Genomic DNA, 26,624 nt, shown 5'->3' with positions numbered 1-26,624 from the left:
GCATCCACCTTAGTGCGCCGGGTTTTCGAAGGGTCCGGGCAGGCCCAGCTTGCCGGGGTTCATGATGCCGCGCGGGTCGAGCGCCCGCTTGACCGCGACCAGGGTGGCGTGGCCCTCGCCCAGCGCGTCCCGCATGTACGGCGAGCGCAGCAGGCCGACGCCGTGGTGGTGGCTGATCGCCGCGCCGTGCTTGATGAGCACCTCGGCGGCGGCGTCCCAGGCGGCCCGGTACCAGGCCCGCCGCCGGTCGCGTTCGACGTCGCCGCGCAGCGAGAAGTACAGGCAGGCGCCGTCGGTGTAGGCGTGCGACTGGTGCGCGGAGGCGCGCAGCGTGCCGGGCACGGCCTCGATGGCGGCCACGACCTCGTCGTACAGGGTGGGCAGCGCGGCCCACGGCCCGGCGATCTCGCAGGTGTCGGAGACGAACCCGGGTCCTCTGGCGAAGCCGTCGGCGGCCTTGCCGACGATCATCCGCTCGTCCAGCCAGCGGGCGAGGATCGCGTCGCCGTCCAGGGTGACCGACGCGCGTTCCGCGCAGACCTCCTCTGCCACGGCCATGACGGCGTCGACCAGCAGCGGGTCGCCCTCGTCCGCGATCAGCAGGAGGTTGGTTTCCGGATGGCCGAAATGGGTGCCGCTCTCGTGCGCGTCGTACAGGCGCAGCGCTGCCGGGGTGGCGCCGCGCTGCAGGATCTCCCGGCACGCGTCGAGCCCGGCGGCGAAGGTGTCGAATCCGTAGGCGATGCCCGCGGCGTAGTCCGGCAGCCGGTGGGTGCGCAGCCGCAGCCGGGTGATGACGCCCAGCGTGCCCTCCGAGCCGATGAACAACTGCCGCAGGTCGGGCCCGACCGCGGCGCGCGGATAGGTGCCGTAGCTGGCTGTGGTGCCGTCGGGCAGGACCACGTCCAGGCCCACCACCATGTCCTCGATCTTGCCGTACCGGGTGGAGAGCTGGCCCGCGCCGCGGCAGGCGGCCCAGCCGCCGACGGTGGAGATGGCGAACGCCGACGGCCAGTGCCCGGTGGTGGCGCCGTGGGTCTCCTGCAGTTCCTTCTCGAACAGGTCGCCGAACATGCCCGCCTGCACCTCGACGATCATGGATTCCGCGTCGAAGGACAGGATGCGGTTGAGCCGGCACACGTCCAGCACCACACCGCCGAACACGGGCAGCGCGGCGCCCAGGACGTTGCTGCGGCCGGCCGAGACGGTCAGCGGGATGCGGTGCTCGTGGCAGATCCTGACCACGGCGGCCACCTGCTCCTCCGCGTCCACCTCGACCACGACCGCCTCCGGGGTGGCCGGGCGGCCGTCGGTCTCGCCGATGGAGGTGCCCGCCCACCAGTCGCGGGTGCGCAGGATCACCTCGTCCCTGTCCGTGTGCACGGCCGCGCCGACCGCCCGCAGCTCCGCCACCACGCTCCCGGGAACCGGCACCACCCGGTCCTGCAGGCTGGCCGGACCCGTCCCCGGCGGGCAGTCGGCGGCCCAGCGCGGCGGGGTGGGCGCGCCGACCACGTAGTCGCCCCGGTTGAACGGGTGGGTGACGGTCTGCCTGCTGATCATGAAAGTCCCTCCATCAGTACGCTCTTCTCGCGGTCCACGCCGCGCACGTAGTCCTCGACCTGCCTGGCCACCTCGTCGTCGGACAGGCCCAGTTCGCGCTGGAGCAGCCGGCCCACCTCGGGCGCCGCCTTGACCGACAGGTCGCGGGCGAAGATCCGCATCCGGGTGCGCCGCGACAGCACGTCGTCCACGTTCCTGGCCAGCTCGTACCTGGCCGCGTAGACCACCTCGGCGCGCAGGTACGCGCTGCCCTCGATGAGCGGTCCGGCCAGCGACGGGTCCTCGGCGATCAGGTCGGCGACGAAGCGCGCCTCGGTGCCGTACCGCTCGCCCAGGTGGGCGCCGAGCCCGCCGGTCGCGGTCGTGGCCTCGGCGTCGTAGCCGGCGCCGCCGAGCAGCGGCAGCTTGGCGGTACGGCAGCGCGCCTGGCGGCCGAGAACCTTCAGCGCCCGGTCGACCACCAGTTCGCCCATGTGCCTGCTGGTGGTCAGCTTGCCGCCGGTGACCGTGACCAGGCCGAAGGAGTCGGTGGTGATCTGGTGGTCGCGGCTCATGTCGAGCGTGGCGCCCTCCTTGGAGCCGACCAGCGGGCGCAGCCCGGCGATGGAGCCGACCACGTCGTCCGGGGTGAGCTCGGCGTCGAAGGCGGTGTTGGCGCCGTCGAGCAGGTACCGCATCTCCTCGCGGGTGCACAGCACCTCGTCGGGCGAGCCGTCGTAGTCGGTGTCGGTGGTGCCGACCACGACCACGTCGCCCCAGCGGGTGCAGGTGGCGCGGCGGGCCCGGCCGGGCACCGGTACGGTCACGGTGCCGTCGATCGGCAGCCGGGTCCACGGCACCACGATGTGCACGCCCTTGGCCGGACGCACCCGCGCCCGGTGCGCCGGGTCGGACAGGGCGTCCAGGGTGTCGGACCACACGCCGGTGGCGTTGACGACCACCCCGGCGCGCACCTCGACCGCGCGGCCGTCCACCTCGACGCGGGCGCCGCGCACCCGGCCGCCCTCTTTGACCAGCTCGCGGCAGGTGGCGCCGTTCAGCACGGTGGCGCCGAAGTGGGCGGCGGTCCTGGCGATGGTCAGGGTCAGGCGGGCGTCGTCGGTGCGGCTGTCGTAGTAGAGCAGCCCGCCCTTGAGCCGGTCGGCGCGCAGCCTCGGGGCCCTGGCCAGCACCTCGGCCACGCTGAGCCGCTGGTGCAGCCGGCCGATGCGCCAGCCGCCCGCCAGGTCGTAGGTCCACAGCAGGCCTTCGAAGGCCTTGGCGACGCGCGCGTCGAACACGCCGTCCTGGGTGAGGATCGGCAGCACGAACGGCAGCCGCCTGACCAGGTGCGGCGCGTTGCGGCGGAAGCGCTGGCGCTCCAGCAGCGAGCGGCGTACCAGCGGCAGGTTGCCCTGCTCGATGTAGCGCAGGCCGCCGTGCACCATCTTGGAGGACTTGGAGGAGGTGCCCGAGGCGAAGTCGTCGCGTTCCACCAACGCCACGCTCAGCCCGCGGGTGACGGCGTCCAGCGCGGCGTAGCAGCCGGTGATGCCGCCGCCGACGACGAGCACGTCCACCGGCGTGGCGGCCAGCCGCTCGATCTGCGCCTGGCGGTCCAGCCGCAGCGGGGTGCGCCGGATGGCGCTCCTGGTCTCCGATCGGGGCTTGCGTCCTGGAAGCCGGATCACGAGGGGGACTCCTCCTGTACGTACGAGATGTGCCGGGTGAGCAGGTCGCGCCAGCCGGCGCGGGCCTCCTCGCGGGCGGCGTCGGGCAGCGTGGGCTCGAAGACGGGGACGTCGCCGAGCCCGGCGAGTGCGGCGGGCAGGTCGGGCCAGAGCTGGGCACGCACGCCGCCGAGGTAGGCGGCGCCGCGCAGGCTGGCCGTCTCGTTGGCGCGGGCGCGGCGCACCGGCCGCCCGATGAGGTCGGCCTGGCCGGCCATCAGTACGTCGCTGCTGGCCAGCCCGCCGCCGCAGAACAGATCGGTCACCGGCTCGCCCAGCGCCCGCTCCACCCCGTCGAGCAGGTCGCACACCGAGTGCGCGATGCCCTCCAGGACGCCGCGGGCCAGTTCGGCCCTGGTCGTGGACAGGCTCAGCCCGGTCAGCGCGCCGGTGGCCTCGGGCGACCAGACCGGGGTACGCAGGCCGGCCAGCGCGGGCAGGAAACGTACCCGGCTGGGCCCGGGATGCTCGCGGGCGAGCGCGGCCAGCTGGGCGGGCGAGTCGAACAGCCCGATCTCCTCGCACAGCCAGCGCACCGCGGAACCGGTCGTCGCGGCGTAACCCTCCAGGCTGAACACCGCGGAGCCGCGCGAACGCCAGCCGACGAGCGTCAGCACCCCCGGCACCGTCCGGCGGTGCGCGGGCGGCCGGTCACCGGCGACGGCGTCCAGGAACGTTCCCGTGCCGTGCACGCACATGGCCTGGCCCGGCCGGTGCGCGCCGAGCGCGATCATCGCCGCGTGCTGGTCGCCCATCACCGACAGCACCGGCAGTCGCACGCCGAGCACCGACGGTTCGGTGTGGCCGTAGTCGCCGTCCTCGTCGAGGATCCGGGGCAGGACCTCGCGCGGGCAGCCGAGGAAGCCGGCCCATGGCTCGTACCAGCCGCCGGTCCGCAGGTCGTAGGCGCCGGCGGCGACCGCGTTGGTGGCGGACATGACGTGCCGGGCGCCGCCGGTGAGCCGCCATACCAGCCAGGTGTCGATCGACCCGAACGCCACGCGGCCCGCGTCGTGCGCCCGGCGGACGGCCGGGTCGTCGCGGATGACCTCGGCGGCCCACAGCAGCGGGGCGCGCGAGCCGACCGGCCTGCCGGTGTGCTCGATCAGGCGGGCGTCCCAGGCGGGTTCCCACTCGCGCAGCCGGGCGGCGTAACGGCGGTCCTGCCAGACCACGGCCGGGGTGAGCGGCTCGCCGGTGACGGTGTCCCACAGCAGCACGGTGGCGCGCTGGGTGGCGATCGACACGCCGGTGACCTCCACTCCGTGGGCCCGCGCCCAGTCCAGGGCCTCCAGGCAGACCTCGGCGGTCTTCTCCCAGATCTCCATGGCGTCCTGCTCGACCCGCAGGTGGTCGGGGGAATGGACGGAGATGGGCCGGTACGCGGGCGGGGCGGCGCTGCCGTCGTCCAGGACGACGGCGGCACGGGTGCCCGTGGTGCCCTCGTCGACGCTGAGGACGCCGCGCCGGGGTCCGCCGGTCATCGGCCCCCGCCTCCGGTCGGCAACGCGATCGCCTCCTCTTCCAGGTTGATCTGCACCCGGGTGGGGTCCCACTTGATCAGCAGGCAGGTGATCAGGCCGGCCAGCGGCACCACCGACAGCACCATGAGGCTGGCGCCCACCCCGATGCCCGCCTGCAGCTGCGGGAACAGGTACAGGCCCGCGACCGAGCCGAAGCTGCCCAGCATTCCGGTCACGCCGGTGCCCAGGGTGCGGACGTCGCTGCGGTAGGACAGCGCGGCGATCGACTTGCCGTTCGGGCCCGGCCCGGCGGAGTGGAAGAAGATGAACAGCGCGGGAAGCACCGCTGCCAGCGCGATCGGCAGTTCCTTGAACGTCGCGCCCATCACCAGCAGGACCGCGAACACCACCGCGTAGCCGGTCATCGAGCTGACCCGCAGGCCGAGGCGGCGGCCCGCGTAGGCCGACAGGCAGCCGCCGACGATGCCGACCGCGTTGAACGCCATCGACCCGATCGTGGCCTTCTCGAACTCCCTGCCGAACAGCTCCAGGCTGATCACCGGCAGGTACCAGCCGACCGCGAAGTACTGCATGGCCTGGGTGAGGGAGATGACCGTGGACAGCACCGTGCGCGGCAGATACGGCTTGCGGAACAGCACGCCGGCGTCGCGCATCCCCACCTGCCGCGCCTGCGGGGCCGTACTCCCGGCCTGCGGAGCGTCTTCTTGTACGGCGAAGCCGTACATGTGCCGCAAGGCCGCGGCGGACTCGCGCAGCCGGCCCTTGGCGGCCAGCCACGTCGGACTCTCCACCAGGAACGTCAGCTGCAGGATCAGCAGCGCCAGGGCGAAGGCGGCCGAGGAGGCCACCGACCAGCGCCAGATGTCCGCGCCCACGTCGAAACGGTAGAACACCAGCGTGAGCAGTAGGTTCGTGGTGGTGGCGGTGTACCAGACGCCTTGCCAGAAGTTGAGCCTGCCCTTGAGCGAGGCCGGCGTGTACTCGGCCAGCAGCGCCATGGCCACCGCGAAGTCGATGCCGTAGGCGATGCCGACCAGCGCGCGTCCGGCGAAGACGGTCTGGAAGTCGGAGCCGGTGGCGGTCAGCAGCGCGCCGAGCCCGAACACCACCTTGGTCATGAGCAGCGGCTTGACCCTGCCGATGCGCGCGGCCAGCCAGCCGCCGAACGGGTTGGACACGATGGCGACGGCCGGCGCCATGGCGGTGAGCAGGCCCACCTGGCCCGGCGAGAGGCCGAGCTGCTTGACCATGGGAGACAGGCCGGCGCCCAGGGCGGCGTTGGAGTAGGCGTCCAGGAACAGGCCCGCCAGGGCGAGGAACCAGATCCAGTTCGCCCTGCGGGGCAGGCTTTTCAGGGTGTCGATGACGTCGGCCGCGTCCGCTGCGTTGCGGATGCGTGTCATCGCGGTGTTCACGGGGGCGTCGCTCATGCCCAGCCGCCTTTCAGGGGGGGTGGAGTCCCTTGCCAGCGGTCCGGAAATGACAAAAGCACAGACGAAGACCACTGACAGGGATGTCTTCGTCTGTGCCTGCCGATTGACCGGACACTATTCACCTGGTGTCCGAAATGTCAAGGAAGGGACCGTAAATCGGCCCCGCACTCGTCAGCGGATGACGTCCATCGCGGGCCGCACCTCGGCGCGGGCGGCGAACTTCGTCGCCTGGGGCGGGTGGCGTCTGTCCCGGGGCTCTTTGGCGGATCTGATAAGGCCGGGCGGGCGGGGTTTGGCGATCACTCCAAAGCCGGGCATCGGAGCCGCTTCCACACTGGTGGCGTGTTCTTGTCCGAGGTCCTGTGCATTCCCCTCCAGAAAGGAACGGGCAGCCATGCCGGCCACCAGAACCCGAGCGCTCCTGGCCCTCGTCAGCCTCACCGGGCTCCTCGTCACCGCCGCCCCCGCCACCGCGGCCACGTCGGCCGCCTCAAGAGCCGACCTGAGTGAGGCGCTGGACGCCGCCCTGGCCGAGGGCGCCGCCAAGGCGGGCGACCCGGGTGTCCAGGCGGTCATCCTGCGCGACGGCCGCCTCGTCTGGTCGGGCAGGTCCGGCAACGCCGTCGACGACCCGCCCGCCCCGGTCACCGACGACACGATGTTCGGCTTCGCGAGCTACAGCAAGCTGCTCCTGGCCTCCTACGCGCTCAGCCAGGTCGAGGCCGGCAAGCTCGCCATGGACACCCCGATCAGGGCCTACGTCGGCGACGACGTGCCCGGCTCCCGCGTGGTCACGCTGCGGATGCTGCTCACCCACACCGGGGGCTACCCCGACGTGTACGCATCACCCGAGCTGGCCCCGCTGATGCCCGGGGGCGACCGGTATCGGCCGGGCGTGCCGTACACGTGGCGGATGATCGCCCGCGGCCTGCGCGCGCCGGTGAATCCCGGCGGGAAGTACAGCTACTCCAACACCGGTTTCCTCATCCTGGCCCGTGTGCTGAGCGTGCGCGCGGGCGGGGACCGGAAGCTCACCGCCGCCGTCAACGCCTTCACCGCCCGCGCCGGCTCCGTCGTACCCGAGGACGGCAGGGTGCTGACGATGGAGCGCAAGCAGTCCGACTACGCCCGCTTCGCCCACGGTTACGAGGACTTCCCCGACCTGGGGAAGGTCGACATGTTCACCTACTACGGCGACACCGGCATCCCGGCCGACATGTTCGGCCTGCCCTGGGGCGACGGCCTGTTCGCCGGGACCGCGCTCGGCGGCGCCCAGTTCATCGACGCGCTGTACGCCGGGAAGCGGCTGCTGAGGCCGGCCACCGTACGGGAGATGACCAAGCCCACTCCGCAGTCCGTCGCGGCGAAGGAGCCCTACGGGATGGCCACGGAGATCTTCGAAGCCGGCGGCCGCTCCTGGCTCGGGCACTCGGGCGCCTATGGCGGGTTCAACACGCTGGGCGGGACGGACCGGGCCCGCGGGGTGACGCTCATGGTCGTGACCAACCGCCTGGGGACGCGTGCCGCCGACACGATCTTCAAGCGGCTGGTCAAGGCGTACGGCTCGGCCACGAGCTAGGCCGCGCTTCGACGTCAGCTCCCGCAGAACGCCCTGACGCGCATGAAGGAGTCCTCGTCGACGATGTTCCTGACGTAGACGGTCCAGGTCGTCCCGTCCGAGCTCGGGTAGGTGTCGGTGATCAGGTTGCTGCCGCGCGGGGAGGACTCGCCCCCGCCGCTCAGCACCTTCGACCCCGCCGGGCAGGTGACGGAGGTGTGCGCGCGCCCGCCCTTGGCGACCTTGACCGTGTCGCTCAGCTGAAGGGACCTGTTGACGCCGCTCGCACAGATGGTGAAGAGCGTGGTGCGCAGATCCGCGGTCAGGGAGATGTTGTGGACCGTGCTCTGCCAGTCGTCACTACCGCCCGGGTAGGAGTCGAGCAGCCTCAGCCCCTGGGGTCCGTCGCTGCCGCCGCCCACCGCCAGCGAACCCGCCGGGCAGCCGAGCGAGAACTCCTTGCGGGTACGGCCACGCGGTACGAGCTGGTCCCGCAGGAGTTCGAACTCGTGCCCGGTGATCCCGCTGCCGCAGACCGCGTGCGTGCGCAGAGTGACGGGCAGCAGCTGCGACCCGTTGTGGAAACTGGTGATCCACCCGTTGTTGTAGATATCCGGATTCGAGGAGGTGAGCTCGGCCCCGGTCGGCAGCAGCACGGTGTTCGACTCGCCGCCGCCGAGCACCACGGTTCCCGCCGGGCACCTCGCGAACGACTGCCGGCCGTCGCCCGGGGCGGCGGTGACCGGTTCACCGGTGACGACCTGGTAGGTGGCGAGGGCCCGGGTCCTCGCCTCGACCGGCGCGGACCCGGCCAGGGGGAGCACCAGGGCCATCGCGGCCGCGCCGAACCGGACACTCAGCATGGACTACCTCCTCGTGGGGGGACCCTCCAAGCATGCCCCTCACGTCGCTCCGTCACCGGGAACACCACGGGTAACGCCTGGTAGCAGTTGCCTTACCGGCGAGTCGCGAACGATCACCGAGGTTCCGGCGTCCAAGGGCGTGATGCCGAGGGCGGAAGCGACCGATGACGAGAAGACCGCTGACCGCGTCAACGTTCTTGCCGGGGACACCTTGATCAAGGAGCGGATCGTGGCCGGGCCCGCGTCGTACGAGCCGCACCTCACCTGGTACGCGGCTGACTACCGGGTGGTGTCGCCTGCGCGTATCAGGATCTCGTCGACGGCCGGCCGCGTCCGCACCGCCCGGGTCGCGGCCCCGCCTGGTCAAGTGGCGGGAAGGGGCCGGCGACAGCGGCCTGCCGGCCCCTCACCACGGCCGGCGTCGGCGGCGCGGCCGGGGACGGAGGTGTCAGGGGTTCAGGGTGCGGGCGGTCAGGGCGGCCTCCAGGAGGCGGGCCTCGGCGGGGACGGTCAGGTCCAGGCCGGTCAGGGCGGCCACCCGGTGCAGCCGGTAGTCGAGGGTGTTGCGGTGGATGTGCAGGTCCAGAGAGGTCTGGCGGCGGTTGTGCCCTCTTCTGACGTACGCGCGCAACGTCTCCAGCAGGTAAGGGTGCCCGTCCAGCGGGTCCAGTTTGGCCGCCAGGCGGGTCAGGCCGTTGCCGGGGCGGGCGAGCTGGTACTCCACCAGGACGTCGTCGAACCGGTACAGGCCGGGCGGGCGGCCGAGGCGCTGGACCAGTTCCAGGACCCCGCGGGCCTCCTCCGCCGCCTCCGGGACGCCGCCCAGGTCGGCGGCCGCGGCGGCGCTGAGCAGCGCGTCGCCGCCCACGGCCGCGGTCATCGTCTCCCACAGCGCCTCCCCCGCCGAGGGGAGCAGGGCGATGCCCTCGGCGTGGTCGGCCAGGACGAGCGTGCCGGCGTGGGCGTCCAGGGCCGACTGCACCAGTCGCGGGGGCGGCGTCGTCTGGCCGAAGGCGAAGCAGACCACCTCGTGCCCCTGCCCAAGCTCGACGCCCGCCGCGTCGGCCAGCGCCTCGTGCGGGCGGCCGCCGAGAAGGGCGGCGAGCAACGCGCGCCGTACCCTCTTGTCCTCTCCGCTGATGTCCTCGAGCGCCTGCTGGTGGGCCAGCGCGACGGCGGGCATGGCCGTGCGCAGGCAGCCGAGCAGGCCCGCGCCCGCCTCGGCCATTTCGTGCGGCTCGGCGGCCGCGCCGAGCGCGCGCCACCACGTCTCGGCGCCGATCAGGTACGCGGCCAGCGCCGCCTCCAGCGGGACCCGCTGCTCCGCCCGCCGGGCCGACCAATCGATGAGCCTGGCCAGCTCACCGGGCCCGACCGCGTCCTGGCGGCGTAAGGCCCGCAGGAGCAGGCCGAACACCGCCGTGACCGATCGGGTGACCTCGCCTTCCAGCACCTCGCGCGGCAGGTCCCGGTAGAAGGGGAGTTCGGCGGCGCAGCGGGCGACCACCTCGCCGGTGAGTTCGCGGACGCGCGGGGCCATGCGGGTGTGCAGGTCTGCCATCAGCGGATCGTCACATTGCACAAACCGCACCGTCAATGATTGCCGCATGTGCGGACTGACGGCGGGCGCCGTCGCGGCCACGATCGAGCAAACCCCCCAGCCTGGAGGACGCCGTGTTCCGCCGCCTGCTCGTCGCCTTGCTGGCGTTGACAGCCGCCATCTCCACCGCCCCCGCCCATGCCGAGGCCGCCTTCCCGTCCGCGGGCGGTGACTGGGGCGCGCCGGGGCCGTACGCGACCGCCGTGGAGATCGGCGCCGTCAACACGCTCTACTACCCGCGCGACATCGCCCGCAGCCCGCTGCGCCACCCGGTGATCGTCTGGGGCAACGGCACCGGGGCCGTGCCGCTCGTCTACCGTGAGCTGCTGCTGCACTGGGCCTCGCACGGCTTCATCGTCTCGGCCGCCAACACGCCCATGTCGAACCTCGGCATCTCGATGCGCGCCGGGATCGACAGCCTGACCGCCCGCGACGCCGACCCGTCCAGCGTCTTCCACGGCCGCGTCGCCCTCGACCGCATCGGCGCCTCCGGCCATTCCCAGGGCGGCGCCGCCGCCATCGTGGTCGGCGGGGACCCGAGGGTGGACACGATTCTGCCGATCCAGCCGGGGCCGCTGGCCGACATCGACGCCGTGCGCGGGCCCGCCTTCCTGATGGCCGGGCAGTACGACAGCATCGTCTGGCCCGCGCTCGTCAAGGCGTTCTACAACGACGCCGACCACATTCCGGCCCTGTACGGCGAGGTGAGGGGCGCCGACCACATCACGGTCGCCGGCGATCCGGGGCCGTTCGCCGCGCCGACCACGGCCTGGTTCCGCCTGCAGCTCATGGACGACCCCGAGGCGCGTCCCGTCTTCTACGGCCCGGACTGTGGCATCTGCACCGATCGCCGTACCTGGTCCGACGTCCGCCGCAACCCGCGCGTGCCGTGATCCGGCCCGGCGTCACGCGCTCTTCGTGAACGCCATGTCCATCCAGTGCGACCAGGTCGTGCCGTCTTCCGTACGTTCCCAGACGGCCGACATGGCGCCGCCGTCGCGGGCGATGCGGAGCGTGGCCCGTTCCGTCTCGCCCGCGAAGGTCCACACGCCGTCGTCGTCCACCGTGGCGCGCATCGTGCCGTAGTTCCCGGAACTGTCGAAGGCGCGCATCGGCCAGCTCCGGCTGTCCGGATCGTAGGGGCCGATCATCTCGATCGCCTCGACCTTCTCCCCACCCATCCGCACGTCGACCCGGTGCACGAGGAAGTGCCCGCCCGCCAGCCACTCGTAGGCGTCGGTCCCGCTGATCTCCACGGCGTCGTCCACGGTCGTGCCGCGTGAGTCCCAGTGACCAACCAGGGCGTCCAGCAGCTTGTTCGTCATCGCTCCCCCTATGTAAGATAGTGCTTAAATACTTACATACCTGCTGCGGGCTGCGAAAGGGGGCGGGCATGGACGAGGCGTTGCGCGCCGTCGCCGATCCCACCCGGCGGGCGATCCTCCTGCTGGTCCGCGACGGCGAGGTCGCGGCCGGCGACCTCGCCCGCCACTTTCCGGGGATCAGCCGCCCCGCGGTCTCCCAGCACCTGCGGGTGCTGATCTCGGCGGGCCTGCTCGGCGTACGCCGCGACGCCAACCGCCGCCTGTACCGGCTGCGGCGCGAGGGCCTCTCCGAGGCGGCGCGGTTCATCCAGGACATGTGGTCCGACCGGCTCGACCGGCTCAAAGAGGCCGCCGAGCTGGAGGAAAACGAACAGGAGGCACGATGATCGAGCGGACCGTGCGCATCGCCGCGCGCCGGGAGACGGTCTATCGCTTCTTCACCGATCCGGAACGGCTGGCGCGGTGGTGGGGCCGGGCCGAGGCCGACGCCCGTCCCGGCGGCGTGCTCCGGGTGGCGATGGACGGCGGGCCGCGCCCGGTGATGCTGGGCGAGTTCGTCGAGCTGGTGCCCGGCAAGCGGGTCGTGTTCACCTTCGGATGGGAGCCCGCGCCCGGGGTGCCCGGCGTGCCGCCCGGATCGTCGCGGGTCGAGGTGACGCTGGAGGAGGACGGGGACGGCACCGTGCTGACGCTCCGGCACAGCGGGCTGCCCGCCGTCCTGGGCGAGGAGACCGGCGCGGGCTGGGACCACATGCTGTGCCGACTCGGCGAAGCGTTCGGCACCACAGAATAACGCTCTCCACCACCGAACGCAGCGGTTGACAACGGTTTCCGGATTCGGACACGCTTGTTCGGTGATGACGAACGAACTGGACAAGCGCTACGAGGTCCGCAGCGTCTCGCGCGCGGTCGAGATCCTGGAGTGCCTGGCCCAGCGCGACGGCCGGACCGTGACCGAGATCTCCCGCGAGGTCGGCGGTTCCAAGAGCGCGACGTTCTCCACCCTGCAGACTCTGGAGATGCACGGCTTCGTGGCCTCCCAGGGCGAGGGCGCCTCGCGCCGCTACCGCCTCGGGCTCGCGCTGGCCCGCCTCGGCGAGAACGCCATGGCCCAGGTGTCGCTGCGCAACCTGGCCCGCCCGGTCCTCGACGACCTGACCGCCGAGACCGGCATGTCCTCGCGCGTGGCGGTTCCGGAGAACGGCTTCGCCGTCATCGTCGGCCGGGTCGACGCCCCGTCCGCGGTCCGCTTCGACCTGCACATGGGTCACCGCGAGGCGCCCCACTGCACCGGCCTCGGCAAGGCCCTGCTGGCCGAACTGCCCGAGGCCGACTCCGCGCGCATCATCGAGCAGTACGGCCTGCCCGCCCGCACCGCCCACACCATCACCGATCCGGCGGCCCTCGTCGCCGACCTGACCGAGATCCGGCGGCGCGGCTACTCCGTCGACGACGAGGAGGACGCGGAAGGCGTCTTCTGCGTCGGCTCGGCCGTGCGCGACCATCGGGGCGAGGTGGCCGGGGCGATCAGCGTGACCGGCCTCAAGCTCGACCTTCCCGTGTGGCGCATCCACCAGATCGGTGACACCGTCCGCGCGCACGCGGCCCGCCTCACCGCGCTGTACAGCGGACGCTAGGCTTACCCGGCGAACTACGTTTTGCGCTACCGAACGGAGTCGCTGTGACCCGCCGCCCTGCCCCCACCCTCCGAGAGTCGCTCGTGTTCCCGGGCCGCCGCGATGGCTGACCTCGCCGCCGCGCTGCGTGGCGCCGTCCCCGGCCTGACCGTGCTGGACGACGCCGACGTCATGGACTCCTACCGCCGCGACCAGGCGCCCGGCCTGCCCGCCGGGCTGCCGGCCGCCGTCGCCATGCCCGAGGACACCGCCCAGGTGGCCGCCGCCGTCGCCACCGCCGCCGCGTACGGCGCGCCGATCGTGGTCCGCGGCGCGGGCAGCGGCCTGGCCGGGGCGGCCAACGCCGTCGACGGCTGCCTGGTGCTGTCCACCCAGCGGATGAACCGCATCCTGAGCGTCGACCGGGCCGAGCGCCTGGCCACCGTGCAGCCCGGCGTGATCAACGCCGACCTGCGCAAGGCCGTGGCCGAGCACGGCCTGTTCTATCCGCCCGACCCGGGCAGCTACGAGATGTGCACCGTGGGCGGCAACGCCGCCACCAACGCGGGCGGTATGTGCTGCGTGAAGTACGGCGTGACCGGCGACTACGTGCGCGGCCTCGAAGCGGTGCTCGCCGACGGCTCGGTGCTGCGCACCGGCGGGCGCACGGTCAAGGGCGTCGCCGGCTACGACCTGACCAGCCTGCTGGTCGGCTCCGAGGGCACGCTGGCCGTCATCACCGAGCTCACGCTCGCGCTGCGCCCGGCTCCCGCGCCGCCGCGCACGATCGTGGCCCAGTTCGGCTCGGCCGCGGCGGCCGGGGCGGCGGTGACGGCCGTGCTGGCCTCAGGCGCCGAGCCGTCGATCCTGGAGATCATCGACGCCACGACGCTGCGCGCCATCGAGGAGTGGCAGCCGCTCGGCGTCGAGGCGGGCACCGCGGCGATGGTCATCGCCCAGTCCGACTCGCCGCACGAGGAGGACCTGCGGCTCATCGAGGCCGCGTGCGCGGGGGCGAGCGAGGTCATCGTGGCCGACGACGCCGCGGAGTCCGAGATGCTCATGCAGGCCCGCAGGCTCGCCTACCCGGCGCTGGAGCGCCTGGGCGCGACGCTGCTCGACGACGTGGCGGTGCCGCTGCCGAAGCTGGTGGAGCTGATCGAGGGCGTCGAGGCCATCGCGAAGGACCGGGACATGACCGTGGGCCTGTTCGGCCACGCCGGCGACGGCAACATGCACCCGACGGTCGTCTACCCGCACGGCGACGCCGGCGCCGAGGTCCGGGCCTTCCAGGTCTTCGACGAGATCGTCGCCCTGGCGCTGCGGCTCGGCGGCACGGTCACCGGCGAGCACGGGGTCGGCCTGCTCAAGCGGTCCTGGCTGGAGCGGGAGCTGGGCGAGCCGGCCCGCCGTACCCAGCGGGCGATCAAGGCGGCGCTGGACCCGCACGACCTGCTCAATCCCGGCAAGGCGATCGCGTAGGGAAGGGGGCCGGCCGCGCGCCGGCCCCCTTCCGCGGTTCAGGCGGCCCACTCCTGTTTGCGCGAGAGCGTGAACGCCACCGCCGCGCCGCCCAGCGTGAGCGCGCTGACGACCAGCAGCCCCCACACGGCTGTGCCCGTGGTCTCGCTGATCCACCCGATGGCGTACGGCCCGGCGAACCCGGCCAGGTTGCCCACCGAGTTGATGAACGCCAGCCCGGCCGCGGCAGCCGTACCGGTGAGGAATTTCGGCGGCAGGCTCCAGAACAGCGGGGTCGTGGAGAACAGCGCCGCCAGCCCGACGCTGATCGCGGCCAGCGCCAGCCAGGGCACGTCGCGGGCGGCGACGGCGGCCAGCAGCGCGATCGCCGTGACGGTCAGCGTGATGCCGGCCTGGCGCGGGATGTTGCCCCGGCGCCGGGCGAAGCGTTCCCAGGGCAGCATGACCAGCGCGGCGAACAGGTTCGGGATCATGACCAGCCAGCCGGTGACCGTCGAGGAGTAGCCGCCCATGCCCTTGACGATCGTGGGCAGCCACAGGCCCAGGCCGTAGGCGCCGAAGACGACGCCGAAGAACAGGAAGATCAGGCTCCACAGCCGCCCGTTCCTGAACACCGCGCCCACGCCGAGGCGGCCGTGGCGCCTCTCGGTGGCCGCCCGCTCCTCCGCCAGGGTAGTGGTGATCCAGGTGCGCTCGGCGTCGTCCAGCCAGCGCGCGTCCTGCGGCCGGTCGGGCAGCCACCGGTAGGTGGCGAAGGCCAGCAGGACGGCGGGGATGCCCTCCAGGACGAAGACGAGCTGCCAGCCTTGGAGCCCCCACAGGCCGTGCAGGTCCATGATCCAGCCGGAGATGGGCGCGCTGATCGCGTTGGCCAGCGGGTTGGAGACGGCGAAGATCGCCAGGATCGTGGTGCGGTACTGCTGCGGGAACCAGAACGTGATGTACAGCAGCACGCCGGGGAAGAAGCCCGCCTCGGCCACGCCGAGAATGAAGCGCGCGACGGTGAACTGGGTGGCGTCGGTCACGAACGCGGTCGCCACCGCGACGATCCCCCAGCTCACCATGATGCGGGCGATCCACTTGCGGGCGCCGAAGCGCTGCAGCATCAGGTTGCTCGGCACCTCGAACAGCAGGTAGCCGATGAAGAAGATGCCGGCCGCCAGCCCGAAGGCCGACTCGGTGATGCCGAGCGCCGTGGTCATCTCCAGCTTGGCGAAGCCCGCGTTGTTCCGGTCGATGTAGGCGATGAGGTACAGCAGGCCGAGGAAGGGCCCGAGGCGCCACATCGCTTTGCGCATGGCGCTCGCGGCGACGTCTGTGGTGGTCGTCATGTGATGCACTTCCCCACTTGTTCGGTATGACCGAACGCTGTTCTGTGTTAGACGTATGCTCGTAGAACAGCAGGTGAACCGTCAAGAGCTACCGCGAGAGTTTCAGGCGTGTACCGCGAAAGCTTCGGGCGCGGTCAACCCCCTGGTAGATGTGCGCGACAAGGCCACGAACCTAGCCTTCCGTGATGTCGGGCGCGGCCCACCCGCCGCGCCGGTTCCTCTCGGAAAGGAGTCACTGGTGAGCGTTACCAGGGTGATCGGGGCACTGGCCGTGGCGGCGGGGCTCGCGACCGTGACGCTGCCCGCGGGTCAGGCGGGCGCCGCCGTTTCCGTGGAAGCCGTGGAGTCGGCCGCCCGTCCGTTGCCTTGCGGGGGCGGTTACGCGCGGATGGCCGCGCCGTGGCGGAGCGGGGCGTACATCAAGATCTCCACGATCGCGCATTGCGACCGCTACACCGGGCCCATCGGGCGCAGCGGGTACATCGACGCCCGGCTCGACCAGTACCGGGGCCTGGGAGTCTGGCGGAACAAGGCGTACACGCGCCGCCACTTCACCCGTGCGGCCGTCACCTTCACCATGCAGCCGGCCTGGAGATGCTCGGGCGGCAACCAGCTCTACCGCAACCACACCAAGGGCTGGATCGCCCAGGGCGGCAGCGGCACCCGGTCGTTCGGCTACACCGAGCAGCGCCGGATCTCCTGCTGACCCCCGCCGGGGTGCGGCCCGCACCCCGGCACCACTCTCGTGGAGGAGCGCATGGACGCGCGTGTCGTCCTCGGCGTCGCCATCCTCGTGGCCGCGGCGCTGCCGCCGTCCTCGCAGGACACCCTGGCCGCCAAACGGCGCTACGTCGCCGCGGCCGAGGCCGCCTGCCTGGCGGCCGGGCGGCAGACCGACCCCGGGCGGTATCCGGTGAGCACGGAGCAGGAGGACGTCGAGGAACTGGAACGCGCGGCGCGGGTCATGCGGGCCACGGTGGAGCGCATCGCGGCGATCCGGCCGCCGCAGGCGGACGCCGCGATGCTGCGAGCCCGGTTCGTCGAGCCGGGCAGGCGGCTGGCCGGGCGGCTCGGCGGCCACGCCACGCGGGCGCGCGCGGCGCTGGCCGCCGGGGACGCGGGAACGGTCCGGCGCCTGGTCGAGGCGTCGCTGCGGCCCGATCCCACGGAGGTCTCGATGCGTTCCTTCGCCCTCTCCTACGGCTTCGCCATCTGCGCCGGAGAGCAGCCCTGACCGTGCGGGTTAGGCTGTAGGAACGTAGGCGGGAAGGATTCGATCACCATCAGCGACTCCTTGCCCCTGCCGGACCGGCCCCCGCGGCCGCGGCGCCGCCGCGTCGTGGAGTCGGCGGTTCTGGGTGAGCGCGAGCAGAGCCGGGCGGAGGCCGCGCGGTGGACCTGCCCGCACGGCCGCCACGCCGGGCGCGGCTGCGTCGCCTGCTACGAGGACTCGGCCGAGGACGACCAGGCTCTGCACCTGTGGGAGGTCGCGGCGTGGTTCACCACCGTGCGCCCGATCCCCATCAAGACCCTCCAGGACATCCACCGCCACGGCCGCGGCTTCGGGATCGCGCAGCCGTCCACGCCGCTCGTCTACCTGCTGAGCGGGCAGGTCCGGGCGGCTCTGGCCGCGCAGGCGGTGGCGGGCGTGATCGGGTTCCTGCTGCAGAACCGGCACGTCGTCGACGCCTTCACCGTGACCGAGATCCGCGCCACCCACTCCTAGACGCTCGGGCGGAAAAACGCTGGACACCACGGCGTTCACGCTGTTAACGTGCCGCGAACCGTGAAAGGCCCCAAGGAGGTGACACCCATGAACACTGCATCGATGTGGGTGCTCCCTCTCGCTGTCACGGTCGAGCGGCTGACGTAGGTGTCGCCGGGAGCGCCCCGACTGGGCGATCCCGAAAGGCGACAACCAATGAACTCCACCTCAGGCATGAGCAAGCATGCCGTTACCATCCATCGGGTCGCGCCGACGCAGTGGCACGCCGTGGAGGACGACCTGACGGTCGGCCGCGGCCACACCTCGCGCAGACCCGACGGGCGGATGTTCCTCAGCATCGACGCGTGGCACGACGCCGCCTTCGACCGGCTCGCCGCGGCCATGCTGGCGGACCTTCCGAGACCGCTGTTCACGGTGGTCGACGAGCCTGACCTCGACCTGGCGTCCCGGTGGGAGCGAGCCGGCTTCACGATCCGGCGCCGCGAGTGGGAGTGTCTCGTGCCCACCGACCCGCGCGTCACGGGACTCGGCACGGCGCTGCCGCCGTCGGACGTGACGATCGTGCCCGTCGGCCGGGCGCAGGAGGGCCCGCTGCGCACGCTGGACCGCGTGATTCGCGATGAGGTCGAGGCCACCATCGGCTGGCGGGAGATGCCCGCCGAGGTACCGCCCCGCCCGGACGGCGTCGCCGCGATGAACCCGTCGGAATACGCGGTGGCGGTACGGGCAGACGCGTACGTGGGGATGGTCCGGGTGACGACCGCGGCCCGGCGGCCCCAGTGCAGGCGGATCGGGCTGATCGCGACCCGGGCCGGCCAGCGGCGCCGCGGCATCGCCAGAGCGCTGCTCGCCCATGTGCTGGGTTCGCTGCACCGGTGCGGGATCGAAACGGCGTCAGCCGACGTGAACGAGTCCAACACGGCGGCCGTCGCGCTGATCGAGGGCATCGGCGCCCGGCGCGTGAACAGCAACCTCGAATGGGTCCTGCGCTGACGCCGTCATCGCGGACCGGACAAGGATGAGAACGTGGCAAGAACAGCAGGTGGCATCGAAGTCGAAGGCACCGTCGTCGAATGCCTGCGCAACGCCACCTTCCGGGTGGAGCTCGAGAACGGGCACAAGGTGCTGGCGCACATCAGCGGGAAGATCAGGAAGAACTACATCAAGATCTTGCCGTTCGACCGGGTGCTCGTAGAGCTCAGCCCGTACGACCTCAACCGCGGCAGGATCCTCTACCGCTACAGGACATAGGAGGCACCCCCCAAGCTGACGAAGCAGAGCCGGACGGGTTTCCGCACTCTCACGCGCAGCGGGCGTCGATCCAGGCGGCCGCCCGATCGATGAGGTCACGCTGGTTGTGCGGATCCTCCAAGCCATGGCCCTCGTCGGGATAGATCAGAAATCGCGCGTCGACGCCTCGCCGTGTCATCGACGCGGCGAGGTAGCAGGCGGCGCGAATCGGCCGGCCAGGCGAGCCGTACCGGATCCTCCCTGCGCCGCCCATGACGCTCGACCAGCCACCGGCTCGTCGCCGCCCTTCTCCCCCTGCCTGGCCGGCCTGCCGAAGGTCACCGGCGGCCCGAGCTCCATCGTCCCCGTGTCACTCGTCATGGCTTCATTCTGATCATGAACGAGGCGTGTCCGCCCGGCGGCCGTTATCCTTAGGGTGTAAAGAGATCTTGGGTGAGGGAGTCCGGATGACCGTTTACGCAGGTCAGGGCGATGCCCGCCGTACCATGGCGTTGTTGTGGGGCACCGAGGAGCGTAAGGAGGCGCGGCCGGGCCCCAAGCCGGGGCTGAGCGTCGGGGTGATCGTCGCGGCCGGGATCGAGGTCGCGGACGCCGACGGCATGGCGGCGCTGTCGATGCGGGCGGTCGGCGAGCGGCTGGGGCGGACCGCGATGGCGCTCTACACCTATGTGCCGAGCAAGACCGAATTGGTCGACCTCATGTACGACCGGGCGCTGGGCGAGTTGCCCACCTCCTATCCGGCGGACGAGGGGTGGCGGAGCGCCGCCGTCGCCTGGGCGCATGACCTGCGGGAGTTCTTCGTCCGGCATCCCTGGGTGCTGCAGGTGTCGCAGGCGCGGCCGGTGCTGGGGCCGAACGAGTTCGCGATGATCGACACCGTGACCGGGATCCTGCGCGGGACCGGGCTGCCGCCGGAGCGGCTGCGGGGGGTGGTGGCCGCGCTCATGGACGTGGTGCGCGGGGCGGCCAGGACCGTCGCCGAGACCCGGCAGGCGCCTTCGGCCACGGGGGTGTCCGACGAGGAGTGGTGGCGGGCGCGCTCCGCGCTGCTGCTGGAGGTCGCGCCCGACTTCGCCGGCCGCTTCCCGTCGGTGTCGTGGCTGGAGCGGGGCGACGCCGTACCCGCCGAGGAGGGGGATGTGCCCTATCTGGAGCAGGTGGCGCGGCGGACGTTCGCCACCAGCCTCGGCACGCTGCTTGACGGCGTCACAGCCCGGTGACGCGCATGGTGATGTTGAGCCGTCCGCGCAGGCCGACGGCGGGATCGGCGGTGCCCGGGTAGACCTTGGGCACGCCGTGGTAGGCGAAGCGCGAGGGCCCGCCGAAGACGAACAGGTCGCCCGACTCCAGCCTGACGTCCGTGTACGGCCGGCCGCGCGTCTCGGTGTTCCCGAACCGGAACAGGCATGCGTCGCCGATGCTCAGCGAGACCACGGGGGCGTCGGAGCGTTCGTCCTTGTCCTGGTGCATGCCCATCCTGGCCTGGTCGTCGTAGAAGTTGATCAGCGCGGTGTCAGGCGTGTAACCGGCGGCGAGCTCCGGCAGGCCGGCGCCGGTGAGGGCGCGGCGGCCCAGTTCCACCATCCAGGCGGGGAATTCGGCCACCCGGCGGCCGTTCACGTCGTCGGCGGTGCGCGTGTACCGGTACGGCTGCCAGTGCCAGCCCACGCACACCGTGCGCACCGACATGACGCCGCCTCTGGGCAGCACCGTGTGCCGGAGGGGGACCGGGCCCCTGGCCCACTCGCGGCAGGCGCGCACCAGCGCGCGCTGCTCCTCCAGCGCCAGCCAGCCGGGCACGTGCACGGCGCCGGGGGCCACCTCGCGCGGCGGGAGCGGCATCATCGCAGGTGCGCCAGGGTCTCGCGGAGTTCCCGCTCCAGGATGGCGCCGGCGGCGCCGGCGTCCCCGCCCGCGACGGCCTCGACCAGGGCGGCGTGGGCCTCGTCGCCGTGGCCGTGCTCGTGGGCGTGGACGTCCAGCAGGCCGAGCAGGTCGATCAGGCCCTCGCGCAGCGCGGGGACGAACTCGGCGAACAGGTCGGTGAGCACCGGATTGTGCGCGGCGGCGACCACGGCCGCGTGCAGGGCGATGTCGGCGTCGATGAACCGGGCGTCCAGCTCCGCCCCGGCCGCGGCGACCACCTCCCGGCGGCTGGTCAAGGCCGCTCTCAGAGCGGTGATGTCGGCGTCGGTGCGGCGGGCGGCCGCGAGCCGTGCCGCCTGTACTTCGACGAGCATGCGCACCTCGTAGATGTCTCCGATGGCCGCCCGCCGCAGCCGGGCCGGCCAGTCCTCCTGTGCCTCTGTCGCCAGGACGAACACCCCCGACCCCTGCCGGGGTTGCACCAGCCCGGCTCCGGCCAGCGCGCGGAGGGCTTCGCGCACGGTCGAGCGGCCCACGCCGAGCTGGGCGGCGAGCGTGGTCTCGCCCGGGAGCCTGGTGCCCACGGGCCAGCGGCCGGCGGCGATCTCCTCGCGCAGCGCCTGGGCGGCCTGCTCCACGAGGGGGCTCGGGCGGAGGGCGCCGAGCGGCATCGTTCACCTCTCAGGTTGTCTGAGGAGTTGGTTATGTGCCACTATACCCGGCATGTCGCACACCGGGCTTCTTCTCGGCTGCCGCGGCGGGGCTTGATCCGGACCGGCACCCCGCCGCGGGGTGCCGTGCTGCCGGTCTCTCCCTGGCAGAACGACGACAGAGGACGAAACCCTGTGAATCCGCAACGCCCGAGCGGCATGCCGTACCGGAAATACCGGCCTGTTCAGGAGCGGGTCGAGGTGCCGCTGACCGAGCGCCGCTGGCCCGCGAACCGGATCGAGACCGCGCCGCTGTGGGTCCCCGTGGACCTGCGCGACGGCAACCAGGCGCTGGCCGAGCCCATGGACACCCCGCGCAAACGCCGCATGTTCGACCTGCTGACCGGCATGGGCTACAAGGAGATCGAGGTCGGCTACCCCTCGGCCAGCCAGACGGACTTCGACTTCGTGCGGCATCTGGCCGAGGAAGGGAACGTTCCCGGCGACGTGACGGTCGTGGTCTTCACCCCGGCCAGGCAGGACCTGATCGAGCGGACGTTCGCCTCGATCGAGGGGCTGCCGCGCACGGTCGTGCACCTGTACACCGCCACCGCGCCGGTCTGGCGGGACGTGGTGCTCGGGCGCGGGCGCGAGGAGGTGCACGCGATGATCCGGCGGGCGGCGACGCTGATGGCGCGGCTGGCGGGCGACACGACCCGGTTCCAGTTCTCGCCCGAGGTGTTCAACCTGACCGAGCCCGACTTCGTGCTGGAGATCTGCGACGGGCTGACCGGGCTGTGGGACGCCTCGCCCGACCGGCCGGTGATCCACAACCTGCCGGCGACGGTCGAGGCGGCCACCCCGAACGTGTACGCCGACCAGATCGAGTACATGCACCGCAACCTGTCCAGGCGCGACTCGGTGATCCTGTCGGTGCATCCGCACAACGACCGCGGCACCGGCGTGGCCTGCGCGGAGCTGGCGGTGCTGGCCGGGGCCCAGCGGGTGGAGGGGTGCCTGTTCGGCAACGGCGAGCGTACCGGGAACGTGGACCTGGTCACGCTCGCGCTCAACCTGTACGCCCAGGGCGTGGACCCGATGATCGACTTTTCCGACATCGACCGGATCCGCGAGGTCGTGGAGCACTGCAACCGCATCCCGGTCCACCCCCGCCACCCCTACGGCGGCGAGCTCGTCTACACCGCCTTCTCCGGCACCCACCAGGACGCCATCAGCAAGGGCCTGGCCCGCCACGCGGGCGGGCACTGGGAGGTGCCCTACCTGCCGATCGACCCGGCCGACGTCGGCCGCACGTACGAGGCGGTGATCCGGGTCAACAGCCAGTCCGGCAAGGGCGGCGTCGCCCATCTGCTCAGGACCGGCTACGGCCTGGACCTGCCCGCCCGGCTGCGCGCCGACTTCTCACAGGTGGTGCAGCGCGCCACCGACGCCAGCGGGCGCGAGGCCACGCCGGAGGACCTGTGGGAGCTGTTCGCCGCCACCTACCTCACGCCGGGCCGCACCGGCTCGCCCGGCGACAGCGTGGACGGCCTCCTCCGCGAGCTGGCAGCAGCCGGGATCAAGGCCGAGATCCTGGAACTCACCACCCAGGACGAAGCCGCCTACGCCGAGTGCCGGGTGAACGGCGCCACCTGGTGGGGGGCGAGCCGGGACACCCCCGTGCGGGCCGTGCTGTCCGCGGTCAACCGGGCCCTCGCGTCCGTTCGGCCCGCTCCGTGAGATAGCGCTGCTCGGGCAGGCTGGTGGTACGGCGGGCCGCCTCGCGATAGGCGTCGTGGGCCGCCGCCACCTCCCCCGCCAGCTCCAGCAGGTGCGCCCGCACCGCGTACAGCCGGTGGTTGGCGGCCAGCGGCGCGGCCAGCGCGTCCACGAGCTCCAGGCCGGCCCGAGGCCCGCGGACCATGGCGACCGCGACCGCGTGGTTGAGCCGCACGACGGGGTTGTCCGACACCCCGGCGAGCAGTTCGTACAGGGCGAGGATCTGCGGCCAGTCGGTGTCCTCGGCCTTGGGCACCTCGTCGTGGACGGCGGCGATCGCGGCCTGCAGCTGGTAGGGCCCGAGAGCGGTCCCGGCCAGGGCGGTGCTGACCAGGTCGACGCCTTCGGCGATCATCGCCCGGTCCCACAGCGAGCGGTCCTGCTCGGCCAGCGGGATCAGGCGGCCGCCGGCGTCGGCGCGGGCCGGCCGCCTGGCGTCGGTGAGCAGCATGAGGGCCAGCAGCCCGGCGACCTCCCCGTCGGCGGGCAGCAGGCGGCGCACCGCGCGGGTCAGCCGGACGGCCTCGGCGGTCAGGTCGGTGCGGTGCAGGTCGGGGCCGGAGCTGGCGGTGTAGCCCTCGTTGAAGATCAGGTAGAGCACGTGCAGGACGACGCGGAGCCGTTCGGCCCGCTCGCCTTCCGGCGGCAGCGTGAACTGCGCGCCGGCCGTCCTGATGCTCTGCTTGGCGCGGCTGATGCGCTGGGCCATCGTGGCCTCGGGCACCAGGAAGGCGCGGGCGATCTCGGCGGTGGTGAGGCCGCCGACGGCGCGCAGCGTGAGCGCGAGCTGCGAGGGGGCCGACAGCGCCGGGTGGCAGCACAGGAACAGCAGCGTGAGCGTGTCGTCCCGGTCGGGGATCGGTTCGTCCGGCTCTGGGCCGGCCCAGGCGGAGACCGTCTCCTCCCTGCGGCGCCGGGACGCGTCGCTGCGTACCTGGTCGATGAGGCGGCGCGAGGCGACCGTGACGAGCCAGGCGCGCGGGTTGTCGGGCAGGCCGCGCTCGGGCCACTGGACCGCGGCGTCCAGCAGCGCCTCCTGGACGGCGTCCTCGCACGCGTCGAACTGCTCGTGGCGGCGTACGAGGACGCCGAGGACCTGAGGCGCGAGCTCGCGCAGCAGGTCCTCGACGGGCCTCACCTACTCGACCTCGCCGATGACCGGGCGGATCTCCATGGCGCACAGCGCGGCGTCCGGCCAGCGGGCGGCGATCTCGGTCGCGCGCTCCATGCTGTCGACGTCGACGGTGATGTACCCGGCCATGAGCTCCTTGGCCTCCAGGAACGGCCCGTCGGTGACGACCGGCACGCCGTCCCTCACCTTGACCGTGCGCGAGCCCTCGGACAGCGCCATGCCGCCGACGAACTCGCCGGACTCCTGCAGCTCGCTCATGATCTCGTCGACCTTGGCCATGACGGTGTCCATGTCCGCGTCGATGGCCTTGCGCGACTCGGCGTTGTTGTAGATCAGCAGCATGTATTTCATGCACGTGCTCCTCTCGTGTCACCCCTGAGTCGGAGCGAAGCCGCGGGTCTCTACATCCACCAGGGAGAATACTCAAAGATCATGGCTGGGCTTTGACGAGACGCGCCTCGCGCAGGGTGTGCGCCCACCAGCTGAGCCGCTCCAGCATGTGGTTCAGCTCGGCGTTGCAGGTCGCGGTGGCCTTGGGCCAGGTGCCGTCGGCGGCGAAGAGCTCCCAGTAGCAGGGCAGGGTGACCGCCTCGCGGATGCCCACCGCGTCGAGTTCGGTGAAGACCTGGCGCAGCTGGCTGATCGCGTGGTGCCCGCCGGACTCTCGGCCGTAGCCGACGAAGGCGACGGGCTTGGCGCGCCACTCCTCGTAGTACCAGTCGATCGCGGTCTTCAGCGGCGCGGGGAAGCTCCGGTTGTACTCGGGGGTGACGACGGCGAAGGCGTCGGCGGCGGCCAGGCGCGGGGCCAGGGCGGCGACCCGCGGCGGCAGGGGCTCGTCGGGGTCGGTGAGGTCCTGCGGCAGGCGGGTCTCGGCCAGGTCGACGAGGTCGATCACCAGGTCGGCGCGGCGCCTGGCCTTGGCGGTCAGCCAGGCGGCGACGGTCGGGCCGAAGCGGCCGTGCCGGGTGCTGGCGACGATGACGGCGAGCCGGATCACGGCTGGATGTTGAGGTTGAGGCGGAACATGTTGCCCGGGTCCCAGGCGCGCTTGACCTCGCGCAGCCGGCCCAGGTTCGCCGCGGTGTAGGCGTTCGCGGTGCGCGCCGGGTCGTTCGCGAAGTTGAGGAAGGACCTTCCGACGGCGTACGGCAGCGCCACGGGCTTGGTGACGATCACGGAGAACTCGGTGTCGCGGTGGCCGGCCGGCCCGGCGCCGGGCCCCGGGGTGGCGATCGCCCCGCCCCAGTGGCGCACCTCCACGGCGGCGCCGTCCACGTCCGCGGCGGTCTCCAGGACCTCGTCCGGCAGGCTCTTGTACAGCTCCAGCGTGACCGCGGGGTTGCCGCCCATGGCCGCCGAGGCGAAGGGGATGACCCGCAGGTCGTCCTGGACGACCGTGCCCATGCGGCGCAGCAGCGGCTCGACCGCCGCCCGGTCCGGGCCCATGGCCTTGATCACGAGGGTGCGCTCCCTGGTCAGGACGGCCGCGGTGCTCAGCTCCTGCGGCGCGGCGGCGGCCCAGTCGCGGTAGGCGGCCAGCTGGGCGGCGGCGTCGGTGACGGCGAAGGTGACGGCGCCGGCGCAGACCTCGGCGACCGGGTACAGCCGGAACTCCAGCGAGGTCACCACGCCGAAGTTGCCGCCGCCGCCGCGCAGGGCCCACAACAGCTCGGGGTTGTGCTCGGTGTCGGCGGTGACGATCCGGCCGTCGGCGGTGACGACCTGGGCGCTCAGCACGCTGTCGGCGGCGAAGCCGTACCTGCGGGCCAGCCAGCCGAGGCCGCCGCCCAGGGTGTAGCCGGTGACGCCGACCGTCGGGGAGGAGCCGGACAGCGGCGCCAGCCCGTACGGCGAGGCGGCGGCGAGCACGTCGGCCCAGACGGCGCCGGGCCCGACGGTGGCGGTGCGGCGGTGCGGGTCGACCGTGACGGTGTTCATGTCGGTGGTCTTCAGCAGCAGTCCGCCGTCGGAGGCGACGTGGGTGCCGTGGCCGGTCGCCTGGACCGCCAGCGGGAGCCCGCGCTCGCCGGCCGCCAGCACCGCCATGCGGACGTCGTGCGCGGTGAAGGCACGGGCCACGAGGGCGGGACGGGCGTCCATGTCCGGCCTGAACGGCTGGCTGCGCTGCTCGTCGTAGCCGCTCTGGCCGGGCAGGTAGGCGGTGAAACCGAGGTCGGTGGTGAACGTCTGCTGCGTCATGGCCTTACTGTGCGCCCCGGCGTTTACGGAATCTTTCTCATCCACTTACGGTGG

At 72.4% G+C, this 26,624-nt stretch carries 28 protein-coding genes; 13 read left to right on the top strand and 15 right to left on the bottom strand.

The genetic code is table 11. The annotated features are described in order from the left end of the window. Positions 1–9: 9 nt before the first annotated feature. Genes ACIBHY_RS25045 through ACIBHY_RS25030 form a run of 4 tightly spaced genes read right to left on the bottom strand, consistent with a single transcriptional unit; the run spans position 10 to position 6,186 of the window. The gene (locus ACIBHY_RS25045; protein WP_397258502.1) at positions 10–1,563 is read right to left on the bottom strand and encodes an FAD-binding oxidoreductase; all 1,554 of its coding nucleotides are present in this window, start codon (positions 1,561–1,563) and stop codon (positions 10–12) included. Beyond that, positions 1,560–3,233, bottom strand: coding sequence for an FAD-dependent oxidoreductase (locus ACIBHY_RS25040; RefSeq protein WP_397307831.1), 1,674 nt, complete (start codon positions 3,231–3,233; stop codon positions 1,560–1,562). The genes ACIBHY_RS25045 and ACIBHY_RS25040 overlap by 4 nt, the downstream gene beginning before the upstream one ends. Beyond that, positions 3,230–4,756 carry an FGGY family carbohydrate kinase gene (locus tag ACIBHY_RS25035; protein ID WP_397307830.1) on the bottom strand — a complete coding sequence of 509 codons (1,527 nt, stop codon included), beginning with the start codon at positions 4,754–4,756 and terminating at the stop codon, positions 3,230–3,232. The genes ACIBHY_RS25040 and ACIBHY_RS25035 overlap by 4 nt, the downstream gene beginning before the upstream one ends. Then, the gene (locus ACIBHY_RS25030; protein WP_397258508.1) at positions 4,753–6,186 is read right to left on the bottom strand and encodes an MFS transporter; all 1,434 of its coding nucleotides are present in this window, start codon (positions 6,184–6,186) and stop codon (positions 4,753–4,755) included. The genes ACIBHY_RS25035 and ACIBHY_RS25030 overlap by 4 nt, the downstream gene beginning before the upstream one ends. A 397-nt stretch (positions 6,187–6,583) precedes the next feature. Between ACIBHY_RS25030 and ACIBHY_RS25025 the strand changes: the two genes are divergently transcribed. Beyond that, positions 6,584–7,768: a serine hydrolase domain-containing protein gene (locus ACIBHY_RS25025; protein ID WP_397258510.1), complete on the top strand. Its 1,185-nt coding sequence runs from the start codon at positions 6,584–6,586 to the stop codon at positions 7,766–7,768. 14 nt (positions 7,769–7,782) lie between these two features. Here ACIBHY_RS25025 and ACIBHY_RS25020 read toward each other — a convergent pair whose 3' ends face one another. Continuing rightward, the gene (locus tag ACIBHY_RS25020) at positions 7,783–8,610 is read right to left on the bottom strand and encodes a hypothetical protein (protein ID WP_397258512.1); all 828 of its coding nucleotides are present in this window, start codon (positions 8,608–8,610) and stop codon (positions 7,783–7,785) included. Between the two features lie 448 nt (positions 8,611–9,058). Continuing rightward, on the bottom strand, positions 9,059–10,171 hold the full coding sequence (locus tag ACIBHY_RS25015; RefSeq protein WP_397307829.1) for a PucR family transcriptional regulator: 1,113 nt from the start codon (positions 10,169–10,171) through the stop codon (positions 9,059–9,061). A 113-nt stretch (positions 10,172–10,284) separates the two neighbouring features. Here ACIBHY_RS25015 and ACIBHY_RS25010 point away from each other — a divergent pair, with 113 nt between their 5' ends. Next, positions 10,285–11,103, top strand: coding sequence for an alpha/beta hydrolase family protein (locus ACIBHY_RS25010; RefSeq protein ID WP_397258516.1), 819 nt, complete (start codon positions 10,285–10,287; stop codon positions 11,101–11,103). 12 nt (positions 11,104–11,115) lie between these two features. On the opposite strand, the gene ACIBHY_RS25005 is transcribed toward ACIBHY_RS25010, so the two are convergent. Then, complete coding sequence (locus tag ACIBHY_RS25005) at positions 11,116–11,535, bottom strand: DUF1579 family protein (RefSeq protein WP_397307828.1); 420 nt, start codon at positions 11,533–11,535, stop codon at positions 11,116–11,118. Positions 11,536–11,603: 68 nt separating this feature from the next. On the opposite strand from ACIBHY_RS25005, the gene ACIBHY_RS25000 reads away from it, so the two are divergent. From ACIBHY_RS25000 to ACIBHY_RS24985, 4 genes are all read left to right on the top strand, one after another. After that, positions 11,604–11,921: an ArsR/SmtB family transcription factor gene (locus ACIBHY_RS25000; protein WP_397307827.1), complete on the top strand. Its 318-nt coding sequence runs from the start codon at positions 11,604–11,606 to the stop codon at positions 11,919–11,921. Continuing rightward, entirely contained in the window at positions 11,918–12,328 is a 411-nt protein-coding gene (locus tag ACIBHY_RS24995; protein ID WP_397258522.1) for an SRPBCC domain-containing protein, read from the top strand. Before ACIBHY_RS25000 ends, ACIBHY_RS24995 begins: the two co-directional genes overlap by 4 nt. 64 nt (positions 12,329–12,392) lie before the next feature. After that, on the top strand, positions 12,393–13,172 hold the full coding sequence (locus ACIBHY_RS24990; RefSeq protein ID WP_379623512.1) for an IclR family transcriptional regulator: 780 nt from the start codon (positions 12,393–12,395) through the stop codon (positions 13,170–13,172). A 102-nt stretch (positions 13,173–13,274) separates the two neighbouring features. Next, positions 13,275–14,633 (top strand): FAD-binding oxidoreductase, encoded by a 1,359-nt coding sequence (locus ACIBHY_RS24985; protein ID WP_397307826.1) that lies wholly within the window; start codon positions 13,275–13,277, stop codon positions 14,631–14,633. A gap of 38 nt (positions 14,634–14,671) precedes the next feature. Here ACIBHY_RS24985 and ACIBHY_RS24980 read toward each other — a convergent pair whose 3' ends face one another. Next, complete coding sequence (locus tag ACIBHY_RS24980) at positions 14,672–15,964, bottom strand: MFS transporter (RefSeq protein WP_397258526.1); 1,293 nt, start codon at positions 15,962–15,964, stop codon at positions 14,672–14,674. A 238-nt stretch (positions 15,965–16,202) separates the two neighbouring features. On the opposite strand from ACIBHY_RS24980, the gene ACIBHY_RS24975 reads away from it, so the two are divergent. From ACIBHY_RS24975 to infA, 5 genes are all read left to right on the top strand, one after another. After that, a complete protein-coding gene (locus tag ACIBHY_RS24975; protein WP_397307824.1) occupies positions 16,203–16,670 on the top strand; it encodes a hypothetical protein in 468 nt (155 codons plus the stop codon). Between the two features lie 51 nt (positions 16,671–16,721). Further along, entirely contained in the window at positions 16,722–17,198 is a 477-nt protein-coding gene (locus ACIBHY_RS24970) for a hypothetical protein (RefSeq protein WP_397307823.1), read from the top strand. Positions 17,199–17,258: 60 nt separating this feature from the next. After that, positions 17,259–17,690, top strand: coding sequence for a hypothetical protein (locus ACIBHY_RS24965; RefSeq protein ID WP_397258532.1), 432 nt, complete (start codon positions 17,259–17,261; stop codon positions 17,688–17,690). A gap of 195 nt (positions 17,691–17,885) precedes the next feature. Beyond that, on the top strand, positions 17,886–18,683 hold the full coding sequence (locus ACIBHY_RS24960; protein ID WP_397307822.1) for a GNAT family N-acetyltransferase: 798 nt from the start codon (positions 17,886–17,888) through the stop codon (positions 18,681–18,683). A 33-nt stretch (positions 18,684–18,716) separates the two neighbouring features. Beyond that, complete coding sequence (infA, locus tag ACIBHY_RS24955; protein WP_397099531.1) at positions 18,717–18,941, top strand: translation initiation factor IF-1; 225 nt, start codon at positions 18,717–18,719, stop codon at positions 18,939–18,941. A gap of 49 nt (positions 18,942–18,990) precedes the next feature. On the opposite strand, the gene ACIBHY_RS24950 is transcribed toward infA, so the two are convergent. Then, positions 18,991–19,194, bottom strand: a complete 204-nt coding sequence (locus ACIBHY_RS24950) for a prolyl oligopeptidase family serine peptidase (RefSeq protein ID WP_397307821.1) — start codon at positions 19,192–19,194, stop codon at positions 18,991–18,993. 193 nt (positions 19,195–19,387) lie between these two features. Here ACIBHY_RS24950 and ACIBHY_RS24945 point away from each other — a divergent pair, with 193 nt between their 5' ends. Next, the gene (locus ACIBHY_RS24945; RefSeq protein ID WP_397258538.1) at positions 19,388–20,161 is read left to right on the top strand and encodes a TetR/AcrR family transcriptional regulator; all 774 of its coding nucleotides are present in this window, start codon (positions 19,388–19,390) and stop codon (positions 20,159–20,161) included. Here ACIBHY_RS24945 and ACIBHY_RS24940 read toward each other — a convergent pair. Both ACIBHY_RS24940 and ACIBHY_RS24935 read right to left on the bottom strand, forming a co-directional pair. Next, positions 20,148–20,786, bottom strand: coding sequence for an alpha-ketoglutarate-dependent dioxygenase AlkB family protein (locus tag ACIBHY_RS24940; RefSeq protein ID WP_397258540.1), 639 nt, complete (start codon positions 20,784–20,786; stop codon positions 20,148–20,150). The genes ACIBHY_RS24945 and ACIBHY_RS24940 overlap by 14 nt on opposite strands. Continuing rightward, complete coding sequence (locus ACIBHY_RS24935) at positions 20,783–21,478, bottom strand: FadR/GntR family transcriptional regulator (protein WP_397307820.1); 696 nt, start codon at positions 21,476–21,478, stop codon at positions 20,783–20,785. Before ACIBHY_RS24935 ends, ACIBHY_RS24940 begins: the two co-directional genes overlap by 4 nt. A gap of 198 nt (positions 21,479–21,676) precedes the next feature. Here ACIBHY_RS24935 and ACIBHY_RS24930 point away from each other — a divergent pair, with 198 nt between their 5' ends. After that, positions 21,677–23,197, top strand: coding sequence for a 2-isopropylmalate synthase (locus ACIBHY_RS24930; RefSeq protein WP_397258614.1), 1,521 nt, complete (start codon positions 21,677–21,679; stop codon positions 23,195–23,197). Here ACIBHY_RS24930 and ACIBHY_RS24925 read toward each other — a convergent pair. The 4 genes from ACIBHY_RS24925 to ACIBHY_RS24910 all read right to left on the bottom strand — a co-directional run bounded on the left by ACIBHY_RS24925 (position 23,160) and on the right by ACIBHY_RS24910 (position 26,570). After that, the gene (locus ACIBHY_RS24925; RefSeq protein WP_397307819.1) at positions 23,160–24,374 is read right to left on the bottom strand and encodes an RNA polymerase sigma factor; all 1,215 of its coding nucleotides are present in this window, start codon (positions 24,372–24,374) and stop codon (positions 23,160–23,162) included. The genes ACIBHY_RS24930 and ACIBHY_RS24925 overlap by 38 nt on opposite strands. Further along, positions 24,375–24,719, bottom strand: coding sequence for a YciI family protein (locus ACIBHY_RS24920; protein ID WP_397258546.1), 345 nt, complete (start codon positions 24,717–24,719; stop codon positions 24,375–24,377). A gap of 79 nt (positions 24,720–24,798) precedes the next feature. After that, the gene (locus ACIBHY_RS24915) at positions 24,799–25,368 is read right to left on the bottom strand and encodes an NADPH-dependent FMN reductase (protein ID WP_397307818.1); all 570 of its coding nucleotides are present in this window, start codon (positions 25,366–25,368) and stop codon (positions 24,799–24,801) included. After that, positions 25,365–26,570: an FAD-binding oxidoreductase gene (locus ACIBHY_RS24910; protein WP_397307817.1), complete on the bottom strand. Its 1,206-nt coding sequence runs from the start codon at positions 26,568–26,570 to the stop codon at positions 25,365–25,367. Before ACIBHY_RS24910 ends, ACIBHY_RS24915 begins: the two co-directional genes overlap by 4 nt. Positions 26,571–26,624 lie beyond the last annotated feature (54 nt).

The organism is Nonomuraea sp. NPDC050547, assembly GCF_044457345.1.
Lineage (GTDB): Bacteria > Actinomycetota > Actinomycetes > Streptosporangiales > Streptosporangiaceae > Nonomuraea.
The sequence above is the reverse complement of the archived record's forward strand: the minus strand, read 5'-3'. Positions and strand labels throughout refer to the sequence as shown.